At 44.2% G+C, this 13,117-nt stretch carries 9 protein-coding genes and 1 riboswitch; of the genes, 1 reads left to right on the top strand and 8 read right to left on the bottom strand.

The features are described from left to right. Positions 1-38 precede the first annotated feature (38 nt). From FYJ57_RS07450 to FYJ57_RS07440, 3 genes are all read right to left on the bottom strand, one after another. Positions 39-1,022, bottom strand: coding sequence for a tRNA dihydrouridine synthase (locus FYJ57_RS07450; protein ID WP_235904486.1), 984 nt, complete (start codon positions 1,020-1,022; stop codon positions 39-41). Beyond that, positions 1,019-3,775 (bottom strand): translation factor GTPase family protein, encoded by a 2,757-nt coding sequence (locus FYJ57_RS07445; protein WP_154432210.1) that lies wholly within the window; start codon positions 3,773-3,775, stop codon positions 1,019-1,021. The genes FYJ57_RS07450 and FYJ57_RS07445 overlap by 4 nt, the downstream gene beginning before the upstream one ends. A 186-nt stretch (positions 3,776-3,961) precedes the next feature. After that, positions 3,962-4,294, bottom strand: a complete 333-nt coding sequence (locus FYJ57_RS07440; RefSeq protein WP_022170830.1) for a diaminopimelate epimerase — start codon at positions 4,292-4,294, stop codon at positions 3,962-3,964. Between the two features lie 174 nt (positions 4,295-4,468). On the opposite strand from FYJ57_RS07440, the gene FYJ57_RS07435 reads away from it, so the two are divergent. Continuing rightward, the gene (locus FYJ57_RS07435) at positions 4,469-5,311 is read left to right on the top strand and encodes an AraC family transcriptional regulator (RefSeq protein WP_154432209.1); all 843 of its coding nucleotides are present in this window, start codon (positions 4,469-4,471) and stop codon (positions 5,309-5,311) included. A 1-nt stretch (position 5,312) separates the two neighbouring features. Here FYJ57_RS07435 and FYJ57_RS07430 read toward each other — a convergent pair whose 3' ends face one another. The 5 genes from FYJ57_RS07430 to FYJ57_RS07410 all read right to left on the bottom strand — a co-directional run bounded on the left by FYJ57_RS07430 (position 5,313) and on the right by FYJ57_RS07410 (position 13,116). Then, complete coding sequence (locus FYJ57_RS07430) at positions 5,313-6,692, bottom strand: MATE family efflux transporter (RefSeq protein WP_154432208.1); 1,380 nt, start codon at positions 6,690-6,692, stop codon at positions 5,313-5,315. Between the two features lie 193 nt (positions 6,693-6,885). Next, the gene (locus FYJ57_RS07425) at positions 6,886-8,028 is read right to left on the bottom strand and encodes a cation diffusion facilitator family transporter (protein WP_154432207.1); all 1,143 of its coding nucleotides are present in this window, start codon (positions 8,026-8,028) and stop codon (positions 6,886-6,888) included. A 78-nt stretch (positions 8,029-8,106) separates the two neighbouring features. Beyond that, positions 8,107-8,193: riboswitch (NiCo riboswitch) on the bottom strand. Positions 8,194-8,278: 85 nt separating this feature from the next. Continuing rightward, a complete protein-coding gene (locus FYJ57_RS07420; RefSeq protein WP_235904484.1) occupies positions 8,279-9,283 on the bottom strand; it encodes a GGDEF domain-containing protein in 1,005 nt (334 codons plus the stop codon). 380 nt (positions 9,284-9,663) lie between these two features. Continuing rightward, the gene (locus FYJ57_RS07415; RefSeq protein ID WP_154432205.1) at positions 9,664-10,521 is read right to left on the bottom strand and encodes a hypothetical protein; all 858 of its coding nucleotides are present in this window, start codon (positions 10,519-10,521) and stop codon (positions 9,664-9,666) included. Positions 10,522-10,596: 75 nt separating this feature from the next. Then, a complete protein-coding gene (locus FYJ57_RS07410) occupies positions 10,597-13,116 on the bottom strand; it encodes an HD domain-containing phosphohydrolase (RefSeq protein ID WP_154432204.1) in 2,520 nt (839 codons plus the stop codon). Position 13,117: the final 1 nt, after the last annotated feature.

Genomic DNA, 13,117 nt, shown 5'->3' with positions numbered 1-13,117 from the left:
TGCTCATTATTTTCAATCAGTATTATTTTAGCTTTCTCCTATCTATTATGCAACCCCGGAATTCCTCTCTTTTCCGGTATTTTTTCCGGATCGTATGTGTCCAGGAGATTTCTCATTCCATAAAGAAATGTTTCCAGATCTCCTGCCACTTTCATCTGTCGGTCCCAGATATTACTTTCCGGAAAAGACCAGCGCAGATAACTCCAGATTTCCTTTAATTTAAATAGTGCCTTCTCTTCATTGATCGAGATTCTTACATATTCATCCCTCAGCTGTCCGGCAAATGCTTCCCATACCGATTTTTCCGGTAAGTCTTTTCCATGCAGCTGTCCGGTCAGCCCCGGATGTCGAAGAACACCTCTTCCGATCATCACCGCTGTAATCTGTGGAAATTCTCTTTCTATCCTTTTCAGATCCTCCACCGTAAAAATATCGCCGTTATAACAAAGCGGGGCTTTCCGCACCTCGTATGCCCCGGAAAATGCATCCAGCCGTGGTGTTCCACTATAAAAATCTTCCCTTACCCGCGGATGAATAATCAGCTCTTCCAACGGATAACCGTTAAAAATCTCCATCAGCGGTCCAATCTCTTCAGGATCGTAACGTCCCAGTCTGGTCTTAATGGAAATTTTCATGTCCAGCTGTTCAAAAATCTTATCCAGAAATTTACGCAGTCCTTCTCTGTCCTGTAAAAAACCGGAACCTCTGCCCCCGTTCACCACCGTTTTCGAAGGGCACCCCAGGTTCAGATTGATTTCCTCATAGCCATATTCCTGCATCCCCCTTGCGGTGCGGATAAAAGCCTCACTGTTATTTGTCAGAATCTGCGGGATCAGTATTATTCCCCGGTTATTCTCCGGCAGGATATCATTTCGTTCTTTGTAATTAAAAAGTCGTCCCTTTTGTTCTTTTGCTGCGACAAACGGAGCAAAATATTTATCAAAAGGATAAAAATATGCATGATATGCATTGCGAAAAACATATCCCGTCACCTCTTCGAGGGGAGCCATATAGTATCTCAAACCTCTTCCTCCCCCAGACGGATCCGTTCCATACGTGCTGCTGTTTCTTCGTCCAGATGGTCAAACAGATAATTTTTCTCTGAAGAACTTTTTTGTCTTGCAGTCTCCCGAATCTGATGGCTGACCTCGATCACATCTTCCAGCAGTTCCCGTGCCGACATTCTCTGTCCACCCTGCCCCAGAATGATGACCTGTTCCAGCTGGTCGGAGGTGGCAACTGTCACACGGTATTTTCTCCCGATCTCATGCACCGTTTTTTCAATGTACTGGTCGGCGGTTTCCGCCTCTTTCGTATAAACCACATGAATATTATGGTATGTTTCCACGCTGCCCGGATTGCCTTTCACTTTGTAAGCATCAAATACAAGAATCAGCGTGGATTTTTTGAATCCCTGATAATTACACAGAATATCCATCAGTTTTTCCCGGGCACCGTCGATGTTGACTGCTGCCAGTTCTTTCAGATCCTCCCAGGCAAAAATGATGTTATAACCGTCCACCAGCAGATACTCTTTTTCTCCATCCGGCGTTTTTTTCTGTTTATAGTCACTGGTTGATTTGCCGTATCCTTCCAGCGGATCCCAGCGGCTCTTTTTCCAACCTTTTACACTCCTGCCGGCCGGCGGTTCTTCTCCAAGTTTCCGGATCGGACCGTAGGTACGCTCAAAGATTTCTTCCAGCTCTTTCTCGGTCGCCAGGTATTTTTCATTTTCTTCTTTCCAGTTTTTCGCCGTTACCGGCTTCTCCGGTTTCGTCTCCTGACCGGCGGGTGCATTCCAGCCGCTCTCCACATGCATATATTCTTCCACCTGATCCCAGTTGACCACAAACCCGGCACCGTGTGCACAAAAGACCGATCCGGTCGGATTCTCAAGATCAGCTTCCGGATCGTATCCAACCGCCTCCACGACTTCTTCCTGATTGTGGCACGGATAATATCCTTTTAAGGTACAGGAGAGTCTTCCCCTGCCACTGGTGTAGGAAATCACTTCTTTCTGATAATCTCGCATCGTGACAACCGGCGCGGATCCGGTCAGCACCGTCATCTCGCCTTCTGTCTTCGGCGGATCAAATTCTCCGAACATCTTCTGGATATCGGTCATGCTTCGTCCTACCTGCTCCGAAGGCACTTCCAACCGGAACTCATAATACGGTTCCAGTAACTGACTTTTCGCCTTGCGAAGTCCCTGTCTTACGGCACGATACGTCGCCTGACGGAAATCCCCGCCCTCGGTATGTTTGATATGTGCCCGTCCGGTCAGAAGTGTGATCTTCATATCCGTGATCGGAGCTCCGAGCAACACCCCCTTGTGTTCCCGCTCTTCCAGATGGGTCAGAATCAGCCGCTGCCAGTTCCGGTCCAGCACATCCTCGCTGCAATCTGTGGCAAAGGTAAGGCCACTTCCTGTTTCGCCCGGTTCTAAGAGGAGATGCACTTCCGCATAGTGACGCAGCGGTTCAAAATGACCTATTCCTTCCACTGGTTCAAGAATCGTTTCTTTATAGACAATATTTCCCTCATCGAAAGTCACAGTCATACCGAAACGTTCTTTGATCAGACTTTTTAAGATCTCGATCTGTACTTCTCCCATGACCTGTGCATAGATTTCTCCAAGCGTTCCGTTCCATACAATATGTAACAGTGGTTCCTCTTCCTCCAGCTGTCGAAGCTGCAGCAGTGCCTGGTGCACATTAACTTCTTCCGGAAGTCCGATACGATAAGACAGCACCGGTTCCAGCACTGGCATATCGGATGCCTGTTCGCTTCCCAGTCCCTGCCCGGGATATGTCGCAGTAAGCCCGGTCACCGCACAGACCGTTCCTGCTTTTACTTCCGAAACCATCGTATATTTTTCCCCGGAATAGATACGGATCTGATTGACTTTTTCCTGCCAGATGCCCTCGCCGCTCTCCCCCGGTTTTCCATTCGAAAGTACCGATTTCACCTTCAGTGCTCCGCCGGTGATCTTCATATGGGAAAGCCGTTCTCCCTGACTGTCTCTGGTAATTTTATAAATCTTTGCCCCAAAACTTTCCGGATACGATGACTCCCGGATACGAAGTTTCAGATCCTCCAGGAATCCTTTCACACCGGTCAGCTTCAGTGCCGACCCGAAATAACATGGAAAGAGTTTTCTCTCCCGGACCATTTTCTGAATCTGCACTCTGCTGATTTCTTCTCCTTCCAGATAGGCTTCCATCACCTGTTCATCACAGACGGCCACTTGCTCCTTCCAGTCTTCACTGGTCTGATCCGCGGAAAAATCCACACAATTTGTATCCAATTTTTCTTTTAATTCCACAAGCAAAGTCTCCCGGTCTGTTCCCGGCTGATCCATCTTGTTGATGAATAAAAAAACCGGAATCTGATATCGGGAAAGCAACCGCCACAGTGTCTCTGTATGTCCCTGCACACCGTCTGCCCCGCTGATAACCAGGATCCCATAGTCAAGAACCTGCAGCGTTCTCTCCATCTCAGCAGAAAAGTCCACATGTCCAGGCGTATCCAAAAGCGTGATCCCGAACTCCCCAAGGGTACACTCTGCCTGTTTTGAAAAAATCGTGATTCCCCGGTTTCTCTCTAAGGTATTCGTATCTAAAAATGCATCCTGGTGATCCACACGTCCCAGCTTCCGAATCGCTTTACAAGTATATAAAATACCTTCGGACAAAGTGGTCTTTCCCGCATCCACATGTGCCAGGATTCCCATCGTAATCTGTTTTTCCGGTTTATTTTCTGATGTAAATCCCATCGAAAATACCCCTTTCTGTCGTTATTTGTAACTGTTCAGTAACTTCGCAGATCCTGTCTACTGAATAGTTATCGCATTTATTACGATTTATCATAACACAGAAAGGGGCTTTCGTCCATTCGTCCATATAGGAAACTCTCGATATTCTTTTTTCATAACTGTTCCATACTCATCTATTGCCTGGCTTTAACACCAGCAGTATATCTTTTCCGGTCTCTGCTCCGTCTGCGGACATTCTCCCGGGAGATAACCTGCTTCTTTCATATAAGAGATCGGTACATCTGTACTCTCTTTTTTCATACTTACTTCATGTCCCTGGCGGTCGAACATCTTCATCTCCAGACTGCCATCGACCAGATATGGTCCGACCAGAATACCATCCAAATCCAAACCGAAGTTTCGGCTCCGGATCATATGCAGCAGTCCATCATTCATCTCTCCACCATTTTTTCTGATGTCATAGATCAGGAATCCGTTCTCTGTCCCCTGATATTTATGAAAAATAATCTGTCTGGCCATATCCTTTACTCCTTTTCGTTTTTCACCTCTTGATACTTTTATTATAACAGAAATTTTTTAAATAAATTTTCTTTTTCTGCTGTATATATTCAAAATAGTGCTGTATACTGACAGTAACAGATTTATGCATCCTAGAGCGTGTCTAAAAAAGGCTCTAGCACAAAGGAGGTTATCATGCCAGATATTTATCAGAAAAGCGGATATCTGAACAATCCGTTCCGGCTTTTTTATCTTGAAGATCTGCCCGGGCGGGAATATGCCTATCACTATCATGACTTTCACAAATTGTTGATTTTCCTGAACGGAACGGTAAGCTACCGGGTGGAGGGCCGGGAATACGATCTGAAACCGGGCGATCAGGTGCTGATTCCTGCCGGTGAGATCCACTGCCCGGTGGTGCATCCCAGTGCAACCTATACCCGGTTGATCGCGTATATCTCACCGAACTATTTTTCAACCCTTTCCGGGGAATGTGACCTCTCCGGCTGTTTTTCCCATGCACTGGAAGCTCATGAAAATCTGATCCGCATTCCCGATTATTTTTCCGGTTCATTATATCCGGTTTTGCAGGAGCTGATCCGAACATTTTCTTCGGAAGATTTTGGTACTTCTTTTTATCAGAAGTTAAAATTCGCAGAGTATCTTCTGCTGTTGAACCGTTATCTGTTGAAGCAGGAAAATCAGAAAATCTCTCTGATTCTTCCCACCGCCAATCCACAGATCTTACAGATTCTTGACTATATCAATGCTCATCTGACACAAGACCTGTCCATCGACAAAATCGCAGATGCTGCCTTCCTGAACCGCTCCTATCTGATGCATCTGTTTCGTGACGAAACCGGATATACGATTGGAAAATACATAACAGAAAAACGCCTCTATCTGGCAAATCATGCCATCGAACAGGGCGTTTCTGTCACCGATGCCTGCTATCAGAGCGGATTTCGCAACTATACAACCTTCTACAAGGCGTATCGAAACAAATATCACAAATCTCCAAAGCAGGCACGAAAATAATTTAATTTGCTGTCATCTTCACTTTACTCTGTTTTTCCCATTTCCGCATCGTATAGATATAATAGGGAATTAACGGAATCAGCGCAGAGATCCATGCAGCAGGATCTGCCAGACATACCCCGGCAAAACTGGTGTGTCCTGCTACCAGCATGATAATTCCGGTTCTTGCCACCAGTTCAAAGATTCCACCGACCATCGGCACCAGACCATAGCCCAGTCCCTGCAGGGCGTTTCGATATAGGAAGATGCTTCCAAGGAACGGATAGCACCAGAATACTGTGTGGAAATATGTCTCCGCCACATCCAGTACCTGCGTCTCCGATGCATCAATAAATAAAAGTGCCATATGTCTTCCGAGGAAATACAGGATCAGCATGGCAAAGATGCTGTATACAAAGATCATCAGCTGCGTACAGCGCACACCCTGTTTGACTCTGTCCATTTTCCCCGCTCCGCGGTTCTGTCCAACATAGGTAGCGATGGTCGCACCAAAAGCGACAAACACGGTACTGAAAATATTCTGCAGTTTTCCTGCTGCCGAAAACCCTGCCATATAATTTTCCCCGTATACATTGATCGCGCCCTGCACCACAATGACACCGATCGCGGTGATAGAAAACTGCAATGCCATCGGAATACCGAGTGCCAGAAGTTTTCCCAGCTCCTGAAAAGAAACTGTAAAGTTTTCTTTTTTCAGATGAAGAATCGGGAATTTTTTCACGATGTAGATCAGGCATAAAATCGCTGAAATTGCCTGTGCGATCACCGTTGCATACGCACAGCCTTCCACTCCCATGCCCACATAGATGATAAATACAATATCCAACAGTACGTTGATCGCCGCTGAAATAATCAGGAAATAGAGCGGTGATTTGGAATCCCCCAGTGCACGCAGGAATGCTGCCAGCGCGTTATAGGCTGCCGTTACGATCAGACCGGCATAGATGATTCCCATATAGGAAGTTACATCCGGCATAATCTCTTCTGAATAATTCATCAGATGCATGATCGGACGGTTGGCAATTTCAAAACCTATCGTCATGGTTACAGCAAATGCTAGCATCAAATAGATGGACATTGCCACATAGTGACGCATCCGGTCGTATTTTTTTGCACCGAACCACTGTGCTACGAGAATCGCAAATCCACTGCTGAGTCCGTTCAGCCAGCCGGTGACAAAAAACATCAGCGAACCGGTACTTCCGATCGCTGCCAGTGCCCGCACCCCGAGAAACTGTCCTGCTACGATAGAATCTGCAATGTTATAAAACTGCTGAAAGATGTTTCCGAGAAACATGGGAATCATAAACTGTATGATCAGTTTTACCGGACTCCCGGATGTCATATCCCGAATGGTACTGTTTCCCCCGTTTTTTTCCATTTCCTGTTTTCCTTTCTTTTATCCTCTTACTTATGATTTTTGTTACCTGGAGCGTGTCTGAAAAATCATTTCCACAAACTGAAACTCGCAGCTCACGAAAAGCCTTTTTTAGACACGCTCTAAGGTATTATAATCATTTCACAGGAAAATGTAATAATTTTTCTTTCGATTTTCCGCAGTCCCATATTTATTTTTACCAGTCTGCCTCCGGGTCAAAGGTGATATCTGCCTGATACTCTTCTCCTTCTCCCTGGTTTAAAAAGTTCTCCAGTGACTCTTTGATTTCTTCCTCTTTCCCCTGCAATTCATCCGGAATCATCAGATCAAAAACCACCTTGATCTTATCGTCACACGAATGTATCCGAAAATCGTGCATCGCAAGTCGGCTGTCTTTCTGTACCAGCCACTGTTTCACCAGCTTCTGCATCCGGTTAATCTCCACATCGTCTGTGATCACCGGATCGAGATGAATAACCAGATTTGTTCCGTATTCTTCCAGGCATTTCCGTTCGATCTGATCCACCACTTCATGACACGCCATCAGATTGTCATCTTTATCAAATTCCACATGGATACTCGCGTACCGTTTTCCCGGACCGTAATCATGTACCATCAGATCGTGACAGCCAAGTACCATGGGATAGGTCATAATTTCTTCTGTCAGTTCTTTCCGAAAATCAGATTTTACTCCTTCTCCGAGAAGTGGGGAAATCGTATCTCTCGCCAGTCCGATGCCGCTCCAGAGAATAAAGACAGACACCAGAATTCCCATGATACCATCTACCTTCCATCCGGTTGCATGCTCGATCAGAGCAGCGATCAGAACCGCCGTTGTCGTCAGCACATCATTTCTGCTGTCTGCTGCGGTAGCTATCAGCGTCGTGGAATCAATTCTTTTTCCCATCCTGGTATTAAAGATCATCATCCCTGCTTTTACCAGAATCGATGCAATCAGGACAATCATGGACAGAAGAGAAAATTCTACTGCCACCGGATGAAGCACCTTCTCCACCGAACTTTTTGCCAGCTCGAATCCGATAAACAAGATCATCACCGACACCGTAAGGCTTGCCAGATACTCGAACCTTGCATGTCCGTAAGGGTGTTCTTTATCTGCCGGTTTCTCTGCCAGTTTGAATCCGGTCAGCGTCACGATGGAACTTGCCGCATCGGACAGGTTGTTTAAGCCGTCTGCTGTAATCGACATGGAACCCGAAAGTTTTCCGACTGCCAGCTTACTTCCCGCCAGACCGACATTGCATACAATCCCTACCAGGCCGGACAGCTTTCCAAGAGCCGCACGTTTTGCAGAATCCTGTAAATCTTTTTGTTTCATAAGTTTTACCTCCGTTTTTGGCTTCATCATCACTCTTCTTTACAATAAAAAAACACCCATGGGACAATATAAGTAAACTACTGTCCCACAGATGTCACGTTCTCATCTGCTGCCCTTGTCGGGCCCGGCCCCATGGATCTCCATCGCCTGCTCAGTTTGTACTGTAGATTGATATGCAGTGCAAATTGTGTTTCAAGTATATTAACACATGTATTGGTGATTGGCAAGGGACTTTGCATCCGAACTTTTGTTAGTTTTGATATTTTTGTTGCTCACTCAGCACACCTGAACTGCCATGTTTCTTTCGTCCTTTTTTATATTGATACATATCCTGATCGGCTCTGTCTTTGACAACTGCAATATCTTCACCTGAAAATGGAGCTGATCCGTAAGAAACGGTTGGTAAAAATGTGAACTTTCTTCTTTTCTCTACCCACCGCCGCAAAAATTCCTGTCTGCATTCTTCTTCTTTCGCTCTGTTCTTCAATAATACACAAAACTCGTCACCACCTATACGATAACAATATCCAAAGTCTGCATATGCTTTTTTGATACATTCCGCAATACCCGCAAGGCAAAGATCACCTTTCACGTGACCATGGCAGTCATTGACCTGTTTGAAATCATCCACATCAAACACTACCAGCACTCCACTGTTGTATTTTATCTTTTGGGTCTGGTTCAAATAGCTGTTCTGATTCAAAAGTCCTGTGAGTGCATCCAACTGATTCCACATCTCATTACAATAGATAAAATATAATACAGAAAGCAACGTAACACATAGCCATGTAACATGAAGTTCAGGCAGTGCAACCTGAATGACTGTTTCAACCATCACAAAAAGAATCAATGGATAGATCAGCATCCTGCTGCGATTCTGAAATTCTCTGGCTGTGATGATCGTAGATATCGAAAGATACAAAATTGCCCCAAAATACATGATGACATATATGTAAAAATGCGGACCACGTGAATACATATTATCCACACTCACGGAGAATACCATTCCATATGGAACAGAGACCAGCAAAAACATAAGATATGCGATCTCACAACACACTGCAATTCTGATCTTGCGTCGGAGAGCTGTCTTTCTGTCCAATACATATACAAGACAGACAGACACCGCCGGCGACAGGCCAAACCCCAGATAATTAGACACAATATTCAGCCATCGGTATCCGGACGGTAAGCCATCCACAACCACTGTTATGACCTCCAGCACTGAAATTCCTGCGATCATAAGATAGGCCATAAAAAAACCTCGCTTTTGTTTTTTGCTAAGCGATTCACTCAGATGTGTAAGTATGCACATAAAGCATAAAACAAAAAGATCAATTGTAGTCAATACATAAAAATATCCATCCATTACAAAACTTTCCATTCTTTTTCACAAGTATTTACTCTGTTTAGCGACAGCAAAAGATTCTATCGAATTCATAAATCTCATATTATATTCTAACAAACTATACATGAAAAAGATATATTTTTCTTCTTCATGTTTTTATTCCTCCACCTGTATAGTTTTTTCCCCACCCTGCGAGGGTTGTTGATATACATACTATAGCAGACCGGAATATCCTTTCTGGATTTGCAAAAGTTACAACTGTTGGCTAATGAATAGCTGCCGGAAGTTTACAGCTGCTTCAAACTGATCAGCTGCTTCATATATCCCCGAAGATTATCCAAAGGGCTTTGCACATCATCCTCTGTTCTGGCAGAAGCAGCAAACAGAAAGATCCAGTCATAAGGATTTCCTTCATATAAAATCGGAAGTCCTACATCAGACAATTCGTCATTCATATAGCACAAAAAGCGTTCCTTATTATCTCCGATATCTTCGTATGGGAATTTCTCTCCATTTTCTGCGTTTTCCAGTGCGATTTCTATCCGGAATCTGTAAAACAGCAGAAGGATCAGGATTTTACGTACCCGTTCAAAGGATACCTTTTTTCCGTTCGGCACCTTCTCGATTCCGTCCCGATCGGGAAATACGCTCTCCGCAATCGGATGGATCCCTTCATTCCCTGCTAAAAAAGGTTTTAAAGAACGATCTTTTCCCCATCTGGACGTATAGGTGTCCGATAAACCGAGAATTTGCAGAAGGATTCCAAATGTAGAGCTGGCATCTGCTCTTCGCTCTTTTTTTCCGTCACCAACCCTTCGTTCTGCTTCTATCTTCTCTTCTTCGGTCAGGTACTGATCTATTCCATAGAGAATTCTTCTCTCTTTTTCACAGAGCCCGTTTTCTTCTGCCAGTTCCTTCCACAGTTCCTGAATTCTTACAGAACCGGAGGCGTTGTTGTAGCCAAACTGAGCAATATGTCGGTTGATATAATCTAGAAGTTCCTCTGTCTTCGTAAAGGATTCCACTTCGTTACGGATCCGCTGAGTATAAATAACATCCTCTATCTCACCAAGTGGGATATTTTTTGTTTCCGGAAGCCGTTCTATGATTTTTCTTGCATCCGAATAAGAAATTTCATTTTTCAAAGCAAAATAGTATACCAAAAGCAAAAAAATAGATGCATAAGATTTCTCTGTCCTTATGCATCTACTTGATATTTTCTAACTCTCTTCAGCTTTCACTAACGTAATCGTCCCATTATCCAGGCATTCCACAAATTTGTAGACCAGATCCGGGTCGAATTGCTTTCCGGCGTCCTGAAGAAGCTTCTCCCTTGCTACATTCAACGGAAAGGCCTTTTTATAACAACGTTTGGATGTCATGGCATCAAAGGAATCTGCCACACACAGGATCCGTGCTGTCAGAGGTATATCCTCTCCTGCGATCCGTCGTGGATATCCTTTGCCATCATACCGTTCATGATGACCGATAACAGCCGGAATAACATAATCCAGAGAAGGCAGATGACGGATAATATCGATAGATGATTCCACATGTCCCTTGATCGTTTCATACTCATCGTCTGTCAGTTTGTCGGCCTTATTTAATACATACTCCGGGATACCAATCTTACCAACATCGTGTAAAAGGGCTGCCTGGCGAATGATCTCCACCATATCTTCATTCATGCCAAGTGCTGTTGCAAGCGCTGTTGCATAATAGGCCACATTTGTGGAATGGCTGAATGTATAATGATCCTTTGCATCGATTGCTGCTGTCAGAGCATAGATGGTTGATTCATATTCCTGGTAAATATGTGCCCGGTTTGTTGACACTATATTCTTGTTGGCATTGCGGAACATGGTATCAAAGACCTGGATCCCGTTCTTTCCACTGTGTTTCACATGGTAAACTGCAAGATCCACATTCTCCATCAGTTCCTTCACATTTTTTGCCGCATAAGGTGCCGCGCTGATTCCCACACTGACCGTAATTGCTTTCAGCTTCATGTCCGTCCTGCAGTTATTCATAACAGAAATCTGCTTTTCAATGGATTCCACCAGATTTCTGGCAGAGAAAAGATCATATCCCGGCAACAAAACAGCATATTCTTTTCCACCGTAACGGGCAGCATATCCGTTTTCTCCCACACTGCTCTGGATGATTTTTGCAATATGCTGGAGACACAGATCACCTTCTTTCAGACCATACAGCTGATTATATAACTTAAAATCATCTACATTGATAAGTGCAAGTGCCAACGATCCATCTTTATTCTTTTCGAATTCTTCATGAAGCACTTCATGGAAATATTTCCGGTTCAACAAGCCGGTCATCTCATCCGTTCTTGCCTCAATGCAGGCTTTTTCATACATTCTTGCATTCTTAATCGCAATAGAAGCCACCGATGTGATGTTTGAGATCAGTTCCACTTCATCATAGACCAATCTCTTTTTCCCTGAATCTGCTGTAATCAATATCACCCCCGCCAAAGTATCACCGTCTTTTAATCCGGCACAATAGCGCGTGTGCTTCTTATCCAGATGATGTTTTTCTTCCTCCCACATGGACTTATACTCTACAGAATATCGAAAATCCCTGTAAACCAGCGGCTCTTCATGATCTTTCAACCATTGTATCATCGGATTTTCTTCTTCCAGAGAAAATGCCAGATCGTTAAGAGGCTGGTCACTTGCAACTCCACAGTAAGCCTCTCCGGGCGCTTTCTGCATACATATATAGATATTACCCACATCCATCAGTTCTTTCATCACCCGGATGGTTCGATCCAGAATTTCCTGAAGATCCAGGGTTTTTGAAATCGCTGAATTAAATTTCCTTAACTTCTCCGCCTGATGGTTCTCTTCCCTTACAAATACACTGCGGATCAAAAGCTTCCACAGATAAGTAAAGATTGCATAGGTAATCAGAAAAGCAATGGCAAATACAAGGGTGTACATGGTGATATTATTATCCGGCTGCATATGGAGAATCTTTTGCAGAAACGGCATGATATTTAAAAATACAAGAACAGAAAACAGGAATCCTACGCCATAGCACAAACTGGGAGATGCCAGCATCTGGAGGCGGAACAATCGTCTTCGAATCAGTGCATAAAACAGTAAAAATACATTTACCACACCACTTAAAATATCAATCGGAAAACCGCTGAAAAATGGAATTCCAAGAAATGCATTGCCAAAAAACAGTGCAAGTACCCCCATCATCACCGGCTCATACTGAACTTTCATGGTAGGGTTTTCTTTACAGATCCGTACAAGAATTACAAAAAGGTGGATCAGAAAAAGTCCTGCCGGAATGAAAAATACAATAATAGAAGGGTTGATCTCATATACAAAGGTTTGTCCCCCTCTTTTTTCTATCATCTTAGGAGATTCCAGAAAAACTCCAAATTGGGCATTCACCCAAAAGCAGATCAGCATGGTCACCAGGTATATTCTACCGACGGATCCGTTCCTGACTCCGCCAAAGGCAAGAATAAAACGATAATACGCATATGGCAGTAATAAAATTCCCAACAGGGAAACCTGATACCAGAATTCACATCCCGGCCAGAACTGTGCTCGCATGAAGGCAGAGCCTCCTGTCCAGAAAAGCAATCCCAGCAATACCACCAGAAAACTGTTTATGATTTTATTTTTCTTTGCTGTCAAAAACATCAACAGCAGAAAGCCATAGCACAGCATGGCTATAATTGATATATATCCGTAGGTTCCCATA

It is taken from the genome of Oliverpabstia intestinalis, assembly GCF_009696065.1.
Taxonomy (GTDB): Bacteria; Bacillota; Clostridia; order Lachnospirales; family Lachnospiraceae; genus Oliverpabstia; species Oliverpabstia intestinalis.
The sequence above is the reverse complement of the archived record's forward strand: the minus strand, read 5'-3'. Positions and strand labels throughout refer to the sequence as shown.